At 58.9% G+C, this 14,911-nt stretch carries 15 protein-coding genes; 9 read left to right on the top strand and 6 right to left on the bottom strand.

The window, feature by feature from the left end; genetic code table 11:
* Nucleotides 1–19: 19 nt before the first annotated feature.
* From IEQ42_RS03305 to IEQ42_RS03290, 4 genes are all read right to left on the bottom strand, one after another.
* Nucleotides 20–1,147: an NAD(P)/FAD-dependent oxidoreductase gene (locus IEQ42_RS03305; RefSeq protein ID WP_210702536.1), complete on the bottom strand. Its 1,128-nt coding sequence runs from the start codon at nucleotides 1,145–1,147 to the stop codon at nucleotides 20–22.
* 87 nt (nucleotides 1,148–1,234) lie between these two features.
* Complete coding sequence (locus IEQ42_RS03300; protein WP_210702535.1) at nucleotides 1,235–2,179, bottom strand: ornithine cyclodeaminase family protein; 945 nt, start codon at nucleotides 2,177–2,179, stop codon at nucleotides 1,235–1,237.
* A gap of 140 nt (nucleotides 2,180–2,319) precedes the next feature.
* Nucleotides 2,320–3,798 (bottom strand): ATP-dependent RNA helicase RhlB, encoded by a 1,479-nt coding sequence (gene rhlB, locus IEQ42_RS03295; RefSeq protein ID WP_210702534.1) that lies wholly within the window; start codon nucleotides 3,796–3,798, stop codon nucleotides 2,320–2,322.
* A gap of 96 nt (nucleotides 3,799–3,894) precedes the next feature.
* Nucleotides 3,895–4,551: an alpha/beta hydrolase gene (locus tag IEQ42_RS03290; protein WP_210702533.1), complete on the bottom strand. Its 657-nt coding sequence runs from the start codon at nucleotides 4,549–4,551 to the stop codon at nucleotides 3,895–3,897.
* Between the two features lie 468 nt (nucleotides 4,552–5,019).
* Between IEQ42_RS03290 and IEQ42_RS03285 the strand changes: the two genes are divergently transcribed.
* The 4 genes from IEQ42_RS03285 to IEQ42_RS03270 all read left to right on the top strand — a co-directional run bounded on the left by IEQ42_RS03285 (nucleotide 5,020) and on the right by IEQ42_RS03270 (nucleotide 9,182).
* Nucleotides 5,020–6,051 carry an amino acid ABC transporter substrate-binding protein gene (locus IEQ42_RS03285; protein WP_210702532.1) on the top strand — a complete coding sequence of 344 codons (1,032 nt, stop codon included), beginning with the start codon at nucleotides 5,020–5,022 and terminating at the stop codon, nucleotides 6,049–6,051.
* 66 nt (nucleotides 6,052–6,117) lie between these two features.
* On the top strand, nucleotides 6,118–7,299 hold the full coding sequence (locus tag IEQ42_RS03280) for an amino acid ABC transporter permease (RefSeq protein ID WP_210702531.1): 1,182 nt from the start codon (nucleotides 6,118–6,120) through the stop codon (nucleotides 7,297–7,299).
* Nucleotides 7,300–7,309: 10 nt separating this feature from the next.
* Entirely contained in the window at nucleotides 7,310–8,407 is a 1,098-nt protein-coding gene (locus tag IEQ42_RS03275; RefSeq protein WP_150617206.1) for an amino acid ABC transporter permease, read from the top strand.
* Nucleotides 8,408–8,417: 10 nt separating this feature from the next.
* Nucleotides 8,418–9,182 carry an amino acid ABC transporter ATP-binding protein gene (locus IEQ42_RS03270; RefSeq protein WP_007905492.1) on the top strand — a complete coding sequence of 255 codons (765 nt, stop codon included), beginning with the start codon at nucleotides 8,418–8,420 and terminating at the stop codon, nucleotides 9,180–9,182.
* Nucleotides 9,183–9,234: 52 nt separating this feature from the next.
* Here the strand turns inward: IEQ42_RS03270 and IEQ42_RS03265 are convergent, their stop codons facing one another.
* Nucleotides 9,235–9,726: a type II TA system antitoxin MqsA family protein gene (locus IEQ42_RS03265; RefSeq protein WP_210702530.1), complete on the bottom strand. Its 492-nt coding sequence runs from the start codon at nucleotides 9,724–9,726 to the stop codon at nucleotides 9,235–9,237.
* The gene (locus tag IEQ42_RS03260; RefSeq protein ID WP_150603736.1) at nucleotides 9,723–10,034 is read right to left on the bottom strand and encodes a type II toxin-antitoxin system MqsR family toxin; all 312 of its coding nucleotides are present in this window, start codon (nucleotides 10,032–10,034) and stop codon (nucleotides 9,723–9,725) included. Before IEQ42_RS03260 ends, IEQ42_RS03265 begins: the two co-directional genes overlap by 4 nt.
* A 166-nt stretch (nucleotides 10,035–10,200) precedes the next feature.
* On the opposite strand from IEQ42_RS03260, the gene IEQ42_RS03255 reads away from it, so the two are divergent.
* The 5 genes from IEQ42_RS03255 to IEQ42_RS03235 all read left to right on the top strand — a co-directional run bounded on the left by IEQ42_RS03255 (nucleotide 10,201) and on the right by IEQ42_RS03235 (nucleotide 14,855).
* Nucleotides 10,201–10,860 (top strand): FadR/GntR family transcriptional regulator, encoded by a 660-nt coding sequence (locus IEQ42_RS03255; RefSeq protein WP_115146337.1) that lies wholly within the window; start codon nucleotides 10,201–10,203, stop codon nucleotides 10,858–10,860.
* Nucleotides 10,850–12,154 (top strand): CynX/NimT family MFS transporter, encoded by a 1,305-nt coding sequence (locus tag IEQ42_RS03250; protein ID WP_210702529.1) that lies wholly within the window; start codon nucleotides 10,850–10,852, stop codon nucleotides 12,152–12,154. Before IEQ42_RS03255 ends, IEQ42_RS03250 begins: the two co-directional genes overlap by 11 nt.
* A gap of 209 nt (nucleotides 12,155–12,363) precedes the next feature.
* On the top strand, nucleotides 12,364–12,834 hold the full coding sequence (locus IEQ42_RS03245; protein ID WP_210702528.1) for a nuclear transport factor 2 family protein: 471 nt from the start codon (nucleotides 12,364–12,366) through the stop codon (nucleotides 12,832–12,834).
* Between the two features lie 39 nt (nucleotides 12,835–12,873).
* Nucleotides 12,874–13,176, top strand: a complete 303-nt coding sequence (locus IEQ42_RS03240) for a GIY-YIG nuclease family protein (RefSeq protein ID WP_042557776.1) — start codon at nucleotides 12,874–12,876, stop codon at nucleotides 13,174–13,176.
* A gap of 743 nt (nucleotides 13,177–13,919) precedes the next feature.
* Entirely contained in the window at nucleotides 13,920–14,855 is a 936-nt protein-coding gene (locus tag IEQ42_RS03235; RefSeq protein ID WP_210702527.1) for a glutathione S-transferase family protein, read from the top strand.
* Nucleotides 14,856–14,911: the final 56 nt, after the last annotated feature.

Raw genomic sequence — 14,911 nt, 5'->3', positions numbered from 1 at the left:
GCGTCATCCGCAGCGCGGATTAACCGAGCCGGGCAGGGGAGAGCATGTTGCTGCTCAGGCCGAACTGACGCAGTTGCTCGGGCAATGGCAGACCGCGCACCAGTGCGGCGCTGGCCTGGCCCATCGCCGGTGACGTCTGGATGCCGTACCCGCCCTGAGCTGCGACCCAGAACAGGCCCGGCACCTGCGCATCGAATCCGCTGAGCAAATCACCGTCGGCGACGAAACTGCGCAAGCCGGCCCATGTGCGAGTCGGGCGGCGGATGGTCAGCGTCGTGGCTTCTTCGATCTGATAGATGCCCATGGCGATGTCCAGTTCTTCAGGCTGCACATCGTGGGGTTCGACCGGGTCCGCGTTGGCTGGCGAGCCTAAGAACATGCCGGCATCAGGTTTCATGTAGAACGATTCGTCGAGGCTGACCAGCATCGGCCACTGATGGATATCGACACCTTCTGGCCCGGCGAAGATGAAGGCGGCGCGGCGTTTCGGTTGCAGGCCCAGCGATTGTGCACCGGCCATTACGCCGATCTTGTCAGCCCAGGCGCCGGCAGCGTTGATGATCACTGGCGCGCTGAAGGTCTGGCCATTGGTCTGCACCTGCCAGACATTGTTGGCATCGCGCTCAAGGCTCAGCACCTGGCAGTCGGTGTGCACCTCGCCGTGGTTGCGGCGGATCCCGCGCAGGTAGCCTTGATGCAGGGCGTCGGTATCGATGTCACAGGCTGTCGGGTCGTAAATCGCCCCGTGGACTTTTTCCCGGCGCAGGATCGGCAGGCGCACGCAGGCGTCATCGGCGCTGAGCCTTTGCATTTCCGGCACCGTGGCTTTGGCGCTCAGGTACTGGTTGTTGAGTTCGGCGGCGTCACCGGTGAAATCCACGGTCATCTCGCCGCGCGGGGTCAGCAGCGGGTGCTCGCAGAAACCGGCCGGCGGCTGGTCGAAAAACTCACGGCTGGCCTGAGTCAGCGCGCGTACCTGCGGTGTGCCATAAGCCGCGGTGAACAGGGCGGCGGACCGCCCGGTGGAGTGATAGGCCGGGTGAGACTCACGCTCCAGCACGATCACTTTGGCGTGAGGCGACAGCCAGAAACCGGTGGAAGCGCCGGCAATCCCGCCGCCGATGATGATGAAATCTGCCTGGCTCATGAAAAAACTCCACGTTGAACTGCAAAGTTGAAGTTGTCGCAAATCCTGTGGGAGCCGGGCAAGCCCGCTCCCACAGGGATCGAGGTGTCAGTGCTTCAGGTGATAAATCGCATTTGCCAGGGCGATGTCTTCCAGGCCCAGCCCGATCGAGCGGAAAAACACGTGACGGTGGTAATCCGGGCGTTGCACTTTTTCACTGAGCAGATCGGCGAGGTCACCCATGATCGAGTCCGTGCTCCAGCCATGTTGCTCAACAGCAATCAGCATTTCGCCCGCCGAGCCCGGCGTGGTCAGACGGTAGTCGCAGAACACCTGCATGTCGTTGAGGCTTTGCGGCGGCACTTCATGGGCGCGGGGAGCGTTAGTGCTGATCGAGGTGATCAACGCGGGTTTGCTCAGTGCCGCCGGGTCGATCACCGGCCCCGCGGACGAAGTGCAGAGCATGATCACATCGGCATCGGCGAGGGCGGCTTCAAGACGGGTTGCAATCGTCAGGCCGGGAGCTGCGGCTGTGAGCAGCGCCTGGGTTTCAGGATCCTCCTGCAGGCTCGGCGAATACACACTGATGCTTTGCCAGTCGCGTAAAGACTTCACGTAATGCAGATGCGCCTGTGCGACTTTGCCGCTGCCGATGATCGCCAGTCGCCGCGCATCCAGCGGAGCGAGGGCATCGACGGCCACTGCGGTGGTCGCAGCCGTACGGGCTGTGGTGAGTTCGCCGGCATCGCACAGCAGCAAGGGTTGGCCGGTCTGCATCGACATCAACAAGGTCCACGCGGTCACCAACGGGCCTTGCTCGCGGACGATGTACGGCGAGGTCTTCACGCCGTACACACCGTCTTCGGCCAGCACACCCAGATAATTGATGAAGTCACCAGCGCCCTGCGGGAATTCCACCAGTTGCTGCGCCGGTTGTACCGCGTTACCGGCGGCGAGATCGCGGAACAGTTTGCGCAATGTCTGCGGCACATCAATGCGGGCCAGCAGCTCACGGGCCTGGGTTTGGTCGATCACGTAGGGCGTACTGGACATGTCAGGCTCCGGATGCGAAATATAAACTTATTTGTCTATTATGGACTTTTAGTTTTGTCGGGCAAGATCCTCCGGAAAAAAAGCCGGGCACAAAAAAAGCGCAGTCCGTTGCCGGCTGCGCTTCTTTTCTATCGTGTCACTTACTCTGGACTCTTGCGCTCAACTGCACGCAACAGATGCGTGGGAGGTGTTTCACAACTGATCTTGCGGCCGAGCTTCTCTTCGATGGACGGCAACTGGTAGGAGTCGTCTTCACCGGCGAAGCTGATCGATACGCCATCGGCGCCGGCACGACCGGTACGGCCGATGCGGTGCACGTAATCGTCCGGGACTTCCGGCAGAGTGAAGTTGATGACGTGGCTGATGCCGTCGATGTGGATGCCGCGACCGGCAACGTCGGTGGCGACCAGTACGCGAATCTTGCCTTCACGGAAACCTTCGAGCGTCTTGATGCGCTTGTGCTGCGGCACGTCGCCAGACAGTTGCGCGGCGTTGATGCCATCACGCACCAGGCGTTCTTCGATCCGGCGCACTTCGTCTTTGCGGTTGGCAAACACGATCACCCGCTCCCAGCCGTTATCGTTGACCAGGTTGAAGAGCAGTTTGTATTTGTCGGCAGCGGCCACGGCAAAGATGTGCTGCTCGACGTTTTCGTTGGCCACGTTCTGCGATTCGATCTCGACGATCGACGGGTCGGTGGTCCACTGCTTGGCGAGGTTCATCACGTCTTCGGTGAAAGTCGCGGAGAACAGCAGCGTCTGACGTTCGCTTTTCGGCGGAGTCTGGCGAATGATCTGCCGAACCTGCGGGATGAAACCCATGTCGAGCATGCGGTCGGCTTCGTCCAGCACCATCACCTCGACCATGTCCAGATGCACGTCGCCGCGCTGGTTGAAGTCGAGCAGGCGGCCCGGTGTCGCAACGAGGATGTCGCAGTGGCGCGCTTCAAGGTGCTTGAGCTGCTTGTCGAAATCCATGCCGCCGACAAACGTCATCACGTTGAGGCCGGTGTACTTGGTCAGGTCGGCAGCGTCTTTTGCAATCTGCACCACCAGCTCACGGGTCGGCGCGATGATCAGCGCACGGGGTTCGCCCATGTAGCGTTCTTTCGGCGGCGGGGTTTGCAACAACTGAGTGATGATCGAGATCAGGAACGCGGCGGTTTTACCGGTACCGGTCTGGGCGCGGCCGATGGCGTCTTTGCCGGCGAGGGTGAAGCCCAGCACCTGTGCCTGGATCGGCGTGCAATAAGGAAAGCCCAGATCCTGAATGGCGTGCATCAGTTCTGGTGAGAGCTTGAAATCGTGAAAGCGGGTTTTGCCTTCCTGAGGTTCGACGACGAAGTCTTCGAGTTTCCACGGGATGACCGGAGCCTTGGGCTTGGGTTCGCGACGCGGCTTGAGCGGTTTTGGCGCTTCGCTGCGGGCAGGCTCGGCGGCGACTGGCGCGGCCGGTGCAGGTTGCGGTTCTTGCTTCGGTGCCGCTGCGGGAGCGGGGCGGTCGGCCTGCGGGGCATCGTTGCGATGACCGGGGGCGTGCGACGGCGCACGGGTAACTGGCGCGAGCTGCTCAGCCTCGCTTTTACCGAACATTTTCTTGAGTGCTTCGAGCACGGTCATCTCATCAATTGGTTAAGGAATGTACGCCGGCCAGTGTAATGCAAGAAACGGGCGCGGCGTAGTGTGATGATCAAAGGGCAGACGTTGTGCGCAGAATCAGCGCAGGCGCTCGCTCAGCCAGGTGCCGATATCGCGAATTTCCTCGGGTAACACTTCGTGTTCCATTGGGTATTCCTGCCATGTCACGGTGACACCATGGGCTTTCAGATACTCATAAGCTGTGCGGCCCATCGAGTTTTGCACCACGTTGTCGAACTGACCGTGCAATGACAGCACCGGAATTCGTTGCTGACTGGCAGATAACTGCAGTTCATCACTGAATGTTGGCGCATACGTCGACAACGCCATCACGCCACCCAACGGCCCCTGCCATTTCAGAAAAGCGGTGTGATAAACCACGGCGCCACCCTGGGAAAAACCCGCGAGAAAAATCCGCGAGGCGTCTATTCCGCTGGCGCGCTGGTTTTCGATCAATTCAATGACGTGATCGGCCGACGCTTCCAGTTCATCACGATCGATCGCGCGCGCCGGGCTCATGGCTTTGATGTCGTACCAGCTCGGCATGGCATATCCGCCATTTATCGTCACTGGACGGGTCGGCGCCTGCGGCAGTACGAAGCGTGTGCTCAGCAGGCTTTCCTGCAACGCCTCGGCGACTGGCAGAAAGTCAAAGCGGTCGGCGCCGAGGCCGTGCAGCCAGATCACGCAGGCGTCTGCGGGCTTAACAGGCTGAAGAATCAAGGGCTCGGTCATGTCTGCTCCAAATATGTGCGGGCGCTCTCATTGAGTGCGTGATTGAAGTGCGCGCCCGGTTGATCCGTTAAGAAGATGTCGCAAGGGTACAAGTTTTGCTATTGACCTGTCGCTTATGTGCTTCAGCGGCCGGTGTGGTACGGGCTTTGCTATGGCTTAAAGCGTGCAACCGATCTCGCGTCTTGCGGTAACACTATCAGTGAACGCCTGACGATGGGATGCAAAGAATCCGGTAATGGATGTTCGCCAATGGCCGCCATGGGCTTAGCGAATATGAAAGGGCTACAGCCCGTTCGGCCAATTGGTGAGAAGTGAGTTGTCCATGATGTGGATTTTCTCCTGAAACACTCATAGCGAAGGTCTTTACGTCGGTTGACCCAATAAAAAGCCAATTAGGGTCAACACCGCCTCAAAAGGGTGCGACTGGACTCAAGCTCCGACACAACAAGAGCAAAACTGGAGGTTTGAATGAAGATGTTGAAATCCACTCTGGCGATCGTGACTGCAGCAGCAGTACTCGGCGTCAGCGGGTTCGCTCAGGCGGGTGCAACCCTGGATGCCGTGCAGAAGAAAGGTTTCGTGCAATGTGGTGTGAGCGACGGTCTGCCGGGCTTCTCGGTACCGGACGCTACCGGCAAGATCCTCGGCATCGACGCTGACTTCTGCCGCGCAGTAGCCGCTGCCGTATTCGGCGACGCAACCAAGGTCAAATTCAGTCAGTTGAACGCCAAGGAGCGCTTCACCGCGCTGCAGTCCGGCGAGATCGACATCCTGTCGCGCAACACCACCATGACCAGCTCCCGTGATGCGGGCATGGGCCTGAAATTCCCGGGCTTCATTACCTACTACGACGGTATCGGCTTCCTGGTAAACAGCAAACTGGGCGTAAAAAGTGCCAAAGAGCTGGACGGCGCAACCATCTGCATCCAGGCCGGTACTACCACCGAGCTCAACGTTTCCGACTACTTCCGCGGCAACGGTCTGAAGTACACCCCAATCACCTTCGACACCTCCGATGAAAGCGCCAAGTCGCTGGAATCCGGTCGTTGCGACGTGCTGACTTCCGACAAATCCCAGCTGTTCGCCCAGCGCAGCAAACTGGCTTCGCCGAAGGACTACGTGGTTCTGCCGGAAACCATTTCCAAGGAACCACTGGGTCCAGTCGTGCGTAACGGCGACGACGAGTGGCTGGCCGTGGTGCGCTGGACTGGCTACGCCATGCTCAACGCTGAAGAGGCTGGCATCACTTCGAAGAATGTCGAAGCTGAAGCCAAGTCCACGAAGAATCCGGACGTCGCTCGTATGCTCGGCGCTGACGGTGAATACGGCAAAGACCTGAAACTGCCGAAGGACTGGGTCGTGCAGATCGTCAAGCAGGTCGGCAACTACGGTGAAGTGTTCGAGAAAAACCTCGGCAAGAACACTCCGCTGGAAATCGACCGTGGCCTGAACGCCCTGTGGAACAACGGCGGCATTCAGTACGCACCACCAGTGCGCTAATGGTTCTATCACCCGGCGGGCCAACCGCCGGGTGATGTTCTTGTTCCATTTTTTCCGGGGCACTTCATGCAAAATTCAATCGGCGCACCAAAGCAGAGGCTCAGCCTCAGCGATCCGCGAGTGCGCGCCTGGGTATTTCAGATTGTCACTATCGTGGCCGTCGTCTCCCTGGGCTGGTTCCTGTTCGATAACACGCAAACCAACCTTGAACACCGGGGCATCACCTCCGGCTTCAGCTTTCTGGAGCGCAGTGCCGGGTTCGGCATCGCTCAAACCCTGATCGACTACACCGAAGCGGACAGCTATGCCCGCGTGTTTGTGATCGGTCTGCTCAATACATTGCTGGTGACCATCATCGGCGTGATCCTGGCGACTCTGCTGGGCTTCATCATTGGTGTCGCGCGTCTTTCGCCCAACTGGATCATCAGCAAGCTGGCGACCGTGTATGTGGAAGTCTTCCGCAACATTCCGCCCCTGCTGCAAATCCTGTTCTGGTACTTCGCGGTGTTCCTGACCATGCCGGGACCGCGTAACAGCCACAACTTCGGCGACACTTTCTTTGTCAGCAGCCGTGGCCTGAACATGCCGGCCGCGCTGGCAGCTGACGGTTTCTGGGCATTCGTGATCAGTATTGTGGTGGCCATCGTCGGCATCGTGCTGATGTGCCGCTGGGCCAACAAGCGCTTCGAAGCGACCGGTGAGCCGTTCCACAAGTTCTGGGTGGGTCTGGCGATGCTGCTGGTGATCCCGAGTTTGTGCGCGCTGATCTTCGGCGCTCCACTGCACTGGGAAATGCCCGAGCTCAAGGGCTTCAACTTCGTTGGCGGCTGGGTGCTTATCCCGGAACTGCTGGCCTTGACCCTGGCCCTGACCGTTTACACCGCGGCGTTCATCGCCGAAATCGTGCGTTCGGGGATCAAGTCGGTCAGCCACGGCCAGACCGAAGCGGCCCGTTCGCTCGGTTTGCGTGAAGGCCCGACCCTGCGCAAGGTGATCATTCCCCAGGCCCTGCGAGTGATCATCCCGCCGCTGACCAGCCAATACCTGAACCTGGCGAAGAACTCCTCGCTGGCTGCCGGTATCGGTTACCCGGAAATGGTTTCGCTGTTCGCCGGCACCGTGCTGAACCAGACCGGTCAGGCGATCGAAGTGATTGCGATCACCATGAGCGTGTACCTGGCGATCAGTATCAGCATTTCCCTGCTGATGAACTGGTACAACAAGCGCATTGCGCTGATCGAGCGGTAAGGAAAAGCGCATGAGTACTCATACTTTCAAACCCGACATGCCCCCTCCGAGCAGTAGCATCGGCGTAGTGGCATGGATGCGCGCGAACATGTTCTCCAGCTGGCTCAACACCTTGCTGACGCTGTTCGCGTTCTACCTGATCTACCTGATCGTTCCGCCGATTCTGGGGTGGGCGATCATCGATGCCAACTGGATCGGCACCACCCAGGCCGATTGCACCAAGGAGGGCGCCTGCTGGGTGTTCATCCAGCAACGCTTCGGTCAGTTCATGTATGGCTACTACCCGACCGGCCTGCGCTGGCGCGTGGACCTGACCGTGTGGCTGGCAGTGATCGGCGTGGCGCCACTGTTCATCTCGCGCTTCCCGCGTAAAGCGGTGTACGGGCTGAGCTTTCTGGTGATCTATCCGATTGTCGCCTGGTGCCTGCTGCACGGCGGCGTATTCGGCCTGCAAACCGTCGCGACCAGCCAGTGGGGCGGCTTGATGCTGACTCTGGTGATCGCCACCGTAGGTATCGCTGGCGCCTTGCCGCTTGGCATCGTGCTGGCGCTGGGTCGACGTTCGAACATGCCGGCGATTCGAGTGGTCTGCGTGACCTTCATCGAGTTCTGGCGCGGCGTGCCGTTGATCACGGTGCTGTTCATGTCTTCGGTAATGCTGCCGCTGTTCCTGCCCGAAGGCATGAACTTCGACAAGTTGCTGCGGGCGCTGATCGGCGTGATCCTGTTCCAGTCGGCCTACGTGGCTGAAGTGGTGCGCGGCGGTCTGCAAGCGATCCCTAAAGGTCAGTACGAAGCGGCGGCTGCAATGGGCCTGGGCTACTGGCGTTCGATGGGCCTGGTGATTCTGCCCCAAGCCCTGAAAATGGTGATCCCCGGCATCGTCAACACCTTCATCGCGCTGTTCAAGGACACCAGTCTGGTGATCATCATCGGCCTCTTTGACCTGCTCAACAGCGTCAAGCAAGCCGCTGCCGATCCGAAATGGCTGGGCATGGCCACCGAAGGCTACGTGTTTGCCGCCCTGGTGTTCTGGATTTTCTGTTTTGGTATGTCGCGCTATTCCATGCATCTGGAACGCAAGCTCGACACTGGCCACAAGCGTTAGGAGTTCTGTAATGAGTGAAGCAATCAAAAAGCCTGTGAGCCCTGAAGGCATTATTCAGATGCAGGGCGTCAACAAGTGGTATGGCCAGTTCCACGTGCTGAAAGACATCAACCTCAACGTCAAACAGGGCGAGCGTATCGTCCTGTGCGGCCCGTCGGGTTCTGGCAAATCGACCACCATTCGTTGCCTCAATCGTCTGGAAGAACACCAGCAGGGCCGCATCGTCGTCGATGGCGTGGAACTGACCAACGACCTCAAGCAGATCGAAGCGATCCGCCGTGAAGTCGGCATGGTGTTCCAGCATTTCAACCTGTTTCCGCACCTGACCATTTTGCAGAACTGCACCCTGGCGCCGATGTGGGTACGCAAGATGCCCAAGCGCAAGGCCGAGGAAATCGCCATGCATTACCTGGAGCGCGTACGCATTCCGGAGCAGGCGCACAAGTATCCGGGGCAACTGTCCGGCGGTCAGCAACAGCGTGTGGCAATCGCCCGCGCGCTGTGCATGAAACCGAAAATCATGCTGTTCGACGAACCGACTTCGGCGCTCGATCCTGAGATGGTGAAAGAAGTGCTCGACACCATGATCGGTCTGGCCGAAGACGGCATGACCATGCTCTGCGTAACCCACGAAATGGGCTTTGCCCGCACCGTGGCCAATCGCGTGATTTTCATGGACAAGGGCGAGATCGTTGAGCAGGCGGCACCGAACGACTTCTTCGATAATCCGCAGAATGAGCGGACGAAGCTGTTCCTGAGCCAGATTCTGCATTGATGGCTGATGTGTAAAACGAACCCGGCCTTGTGCCGGGTTTGTTTTTTGGGGGTCAGGATACGGTGAGGGTTTCGTGTTCTTTGTGCTCGGTGTATTTGAACGCTCCGCGCAAGTCTGCCCCTTCGCCCAGGGTTTTCACGTCGGTCAGCAAGTACGGGTAACGATCCAACAGTCGCATCAGCAACATCAGCGCCTTGGGTGGTAATACTTCACCGCGCTCGTACCTGGAAAATGCGTTATGGCCTCCACCTGACAGCAGTTGCACCGTCTCTTTTTGCGTCAGGTGTAATTTGCGCCGTATGCGCTTCATCTCGACACCGATCATTTGCCGGGCAGCGATAACTAACTCATCACCTGCTTGTGTATAGCGATCAGCACTATCGGTGTCGTCATCCCATTCGACTTCCCCGCATTGCTGACATTCCCAGCCAGAAAGATCATCCACGCGGCGCTCCATGCCTTTGACACTCAGGGTTTCGCCGCGCCCCTCAAAATGCCTCATTCCCTCACGGGCACCACAGCTGAAACATTGCCGGGTTTTCATGGGTTTTTCTCCTTGAAGGAGATTATCGGTGGGCCGCCACCGGGGCGGTAGGTCACCTTGATGTAAATCTCCAGGTCTTTTGAGTTGATGTGATACACGTCTTGCCAGACTCGATGATCGTCGTAGCTGGTCATCGATTTGTACAACATCCTGTTCTGCAACTCGAAAACGATCTCTCGCATCTCTGTGAAACTGAAACCGAGATCCAGACCGGTTTTTTCCGCGGTCTTGGTGAAGGCTTGTCTGCCAAGCCGCCGGACCTCAGCCTTGATCACCGCCAAGTCGTAATGGGGCGTGTTCTTCTCCATAAGAAACCAAAACCCTGTCCCTGAAATTACCCTTAAAGGGTAATTTTGACTAATCGAAAATCCCGCTTCATTTCCCTCCGATTGACCCTAGGTGGTTGCCGTCCTACACGGGTCTGACTAACATGTCGGAAAATTCATCCTATGATTGGATGAAAGGGCGAATCCTATGTCAGACATTTCTCCTCTTGTTAAGCGGTCCTTGGTCGATCAGGCCCTGGATCAATTGCGTCAGCGCATCAACAGCGGCACCTGGCAGGTCGGCGAGCGATTGCCCACCGAACCCGAGCTGTGCGCCGAGCTGGGCATCAGCCGTAACACCGTGCGTGAAGCCATGCGCGTGTTGGCGTTTTCCGGGTTGATTGAAATTCGCCAGGGCGACGGTAGTTATCTGCGTGCGGTGATTGATCCGCTGGACACCCTCAAGGCGCTCTCGCGTTGTTCGCTAGAACAGGCGCGGGAAACCCGGCACATCCTTGAGGTCGAGGCCATCGGCCTCGCGGCGTTGCGCCGCACCGATGAAGACCTCGTCGCCTTGCGTGAAGCGCTCGGCACAAGCGGCAGCCATTACCACGGCGATCTCGACACCTACATCGCCTGCGATCTGGTGTTCCACCGCCGTTTGGTCGACGCCGCGCATAACCCGACGCTCAGCGAGCTGTATCGCTATTTTTCCAGCATCGTCGGCGCGCAATTGCGCCAGACGCTGAACATCGTTCCGCGCCGTCAGGAAGTGTTCGACCTGCACATCGAGTTGCTCGATGCCGTCGAACAACGCGACCCGGAACGGGCCAAAGCCTTATCGAGGCAGTTGATCAATGAACCTTGAAACCGAGAAATCCATGCCCCGCAACGAGATATCCACAGCCCCGAAACGCACGGCAGAGCTCGAAGAGCTGCTGATCGATGCCGAGGCTGATGACGAACAAGTACAGCAAAGCCATCCGCTGGTGCGCCGGCCATGGCTGTTGCTGCTGGGCTTGATTCTGGTGGCGCTGAACCTGCGTCCGGCGCTGTCGAGCCTGGCGCCGCTGCTTAGCGACGTATCGAAAAGCCTCGGGCTGTCTGCCGCTCAGGCGGGTCTGCTGACCACGTTGCCGGTGCTGTGCCTCGGTCTGTTTGCACCGCTGGCGCCGATTCTGGCGCGGCGTTTTGGTGCCGAGCGAGTGGTGTTGGGGATTCTCCTGACCCTCGCAGGCGGGATTATCCTGCGCAGCAATTTCGGTGAGATCGGTCTGTTTGCCGGCAGCGTATTGGGCGGCGCCAGTATCGGCATCATTGGCGTGCTGCTGCCGGGCATCGTCAAACGCGACTTCGCCAAACACGCCGGCGCCATGACGGGCGTTTACACCATGGCGCTGTGTCTCGGTGCCGCGATGGCGGCGGGATCGAGCGTACCGTTGAGTGAACACTTCGGCAGCAGCTGGGCCGTGGGTCTGGGTTTCTGGGTGATTCCGGCGCTGGTCGCTGCGGTGTTCTGGCTACCACAAGTCGGCCAGAAACACGGTGCGCACAATGTTGCTTATCGCGTGCGCGGACTGTTGCGTGATCCGCTGGCGTGGCAGGTGACCTTGTACATGGGCCTGCAATCGTCGCTGGCCTACATCGTGTTCGGCTGGTTGCCGTCGATCCTGATTGGGCGCGGTCTGACGCCGACCCAGGCCGGCCTGGTACTGTCCGGTTCGGTGATCGTTCAGCTCGCCAGTTCACTCGCGGCGCCGTGGCTGGCGACTCGTGGCAAGGATCAGCGTCTGGCGATCGTGGTGGTGATGGCGCTGACCCTCGGCGGTCTGTTCGGTTGTCTGTATGCGCCGATCGAAGGCCTGTGGGGCTGGGCGATTCTGCTCGGTCTGGGGCAGGGCGGTGCATTCAGTCTGGCGCTGACGTTGATCGTGCTGCGTTCGCGTGACTCCCATGTCGCAGCCAACCTGTCGAGCATGGCCCAGGGTTTCGGCTACACGCTGGCGTCGATGGGGCCGTTTGCAGTCGGCGTAGTGCATGACTGGACGGGCGGCTGGAATGCGGTGGGCTGGATCTTCGGCATCATTGGCACGGGGGCGATCATCGCGGGCCTCGGCGCCGGGCGTACGTTGTACGTGCAGGTCACAAGCGAAAAAATCTGATTCATGTAGGCGCTGCGGCACGCTGCGATCTTCTGATTGTGATTTTAAAGACCAGGATCAAAAGATCGCAGCCTCGTTGCACTCGAATGCTCCTACAGGATTTGTGCTGAACGAAGACGCTAATGGTATTCGGTGCACGAATGCCGATAGTGTTTGCGCGCTGTGCAGATTATCGTGCTGGCAATCTGTCCATTCCTTGGAGTTTGCCCATGAGTGACGCCCACGCTGCGTTGATCACCCGCTTCTATCAGGCTTTCCAGCGCCTCGACGCCGAGGCCATGGCTGCGTGTTACACCGACGATGTGGTGTTCAGCGACCCGGCCTTTGGTGAGCTGCGTGGGCGCGATGCTGGCGACATGTGGCGAATGCTCACCACCCGCGCCCAAGACTTTTCGCTGACTTTCGACAACGTTCGCGCCGATGAGCGCAGCGGCGGCGCGCATTGGGTGGCGACGTATTTGTTCAGCCAGACCGGCAACGTCGTGGTCAACGATATCCAGGCACGCTTCGTGTTCCGAGATGGCAAGATCTGCGAGCACCACGATCATTTCGATCTGTGGCGCTGGTCGCGTCAGGCCTTGGGTTTCAAAGGTCTGCTGCTGGGCTGGACGCCTCTGGTGCGCAACGCTGTACGTGCCCAGGCGCTGAAGGGACTGAAGGCATTTCAGGCCGGTCGCTGATAAGATCGCGGCCTGTTTCCTACGCGTCTTGATCCCGAAGTGACCAGCCTTAGCGAAAAATCTGTCGATGTTGTCGAGCCAGTGAGCAAGTCCTGGTTCGTCTACCTCGTGCGCGCGGCCAACGGTTCGTTGTATTGCGGGATCAGCAACGATCCCGCGCGCCGTTTTGCCAAGCACCAAAGCGGCAAAGGCGCGCGCTTCTTCCTGTCCAGCCCGGCCACGGCACTGGTTTACACCGAGCTTTGTCGCGACAAGAGCGACGCCTTGCGGCAGGAGCGGTTGATCAAAAAACTGCGCAAGAGCGCGAAGGAGTGTCTGGTCGCGTCTTATCAATCTGACTGATCAGATTCTGTCGGGTGGTAGAAATCCTTGCGGATAGAGACGACTACCACGCAAATGGCAGGCAAAAAAAAGCCGCCTTGCGGGGCGGTTTTTTTCGTAAACCTCGGTTTGCGGCCGGGATTACTGTTCTCACTGGATACACTAGCGTGGGTGAAGATTATTCGTCTTTTTGCCATCGAGCAAGCCTGAGGCGATTTTTGGAAGAGCGCGATTTCAGATCGATTTGTTTAAACGGCGGTTCTGAAACGCGATTACTCTCCATCCGCTCGCATGACAGTGCAGCTAGTGAGGCTTGGCTGATTGGCGTAACGGTTTCATGCCCTCTGACACGGAGTTGCTCCCGTGCCGGAATGATTTTTCGAAGGGTGTCTCAATCGGCCGCCTCACTGGATACGCTAGCGTGTATTCCGAAGGCGTACATGGTCCGGTAAGCGCGCTGGAGGTTTGGCTCCCGACTGGAGGCCAATACGTATGAAGCTATTGCTGCGTACTCTGAGCCTCGTATGGAGATCGTTTAAAGCGGTTCGCTTTTACGAATTCCTGCGAGATCACTTCGATGACTTTATGTAAGGTTTATTGAGGTGAGAACGACCGCCTCGGTTTCGGCTGAGGCGGTTTTTTTCGTTCGGGGGCCACACTCGTCTTATCAATCTGACTGATCGGTTCCCATCAGCCAGATCTGTAGGCTGCTAAGTAAATGCGCGCTAAGCTGCCGACTCACTTTCTGAGCGGCGGAGCCGAGCATGTCCGAGTTGATTCTGCATCATTACCCGACCTCTCCATTTGCCGAGAAGGCCCGTCTGCTGCTGGGCTTCAAAGGTCTGTCCTGGCGCTCGGTGAATATCTCGCCGGTAATGCCGAAACCGGATCTGACCGCCCTGACCGGTGGTTATCGCAAAACCCCAGTGTTGCAGATCGGCGCTGACATCTATTGCGACACTTCGTTGATCGCCCGCCGACTGGAGCAAGAGAAGGCGCAGCCGTCGTTTTTCCCCGAAGGTCAGGAGATGACCACCGCCAGCTTCGCGACGTGGGCGGACTCGGTGGTGTTCCAGCATGCCGTCAGCCTGGTGTTCCAGCCGGAATCGGTTGCCGTGCGTTTCGGCAAATTACCGCCGGAAGCGATCAAGGCGTTTATGGCCGACCGTGCCGGCCTGTTCAGTGGCGGCAGCGCTACGCGTTTGTCTACCGAGCAAGCCAAGCATCAATGGCCGACGATCATGGCGCGTCTGGAGCAGCAGTTGCAGCGCGAGCAAGGTGACTTCCTGTTCGGCGATCCATCGATTGCCGACTTTGCTTTGGCGCACCCGATGTGGTTTCTCAAGGCGACCCACGTGACAGCGCCTCTGGTGGATGAGTATCCAGCCGTCGTCGCGTGGCTGGGACGTGTGTTGGGCTTCGGGCATGGCGCTGCGAGCGAAATGACGTCCGAGGAGGCGCTGGAGGTTGCACGCAATGCGACGCCAGCGGCATTGCCGGATGAACAGTTTGTTGACCCGAACGGATTCAAGGCAGGCCAGCAGGTGGCAATTGCCGCGACGGATTACGGGGTTGATCCGGTGGTGGGTGAGTTGCTGTTTGCCGGTCGTGAGGAGCTGATCGTGCGTCGCGAAGACGAGCGTGGCGGCGTGGTGCATGTGCACTTTCCGCGGTTCGGTTTCCGTATCGAAGCACGCTAAAAGCAAAAGATCGCAGCCTGCGGCAGCTCCTACAGTGGGATTGATGCTGCACCTGT

The organism is Pseudomonas iridis (assembly GCF_017980685.1).
GTDB lineage: Bacteria > Pseudomonadota > Gammaproteobacteria > Pseudomonadales > Pseudomonadaceae > Aquipseudomonas > Aquipseudomonas iridis.
This window is presented reverse-complemented; position numbering and strand designations above follow the sequence as displayed.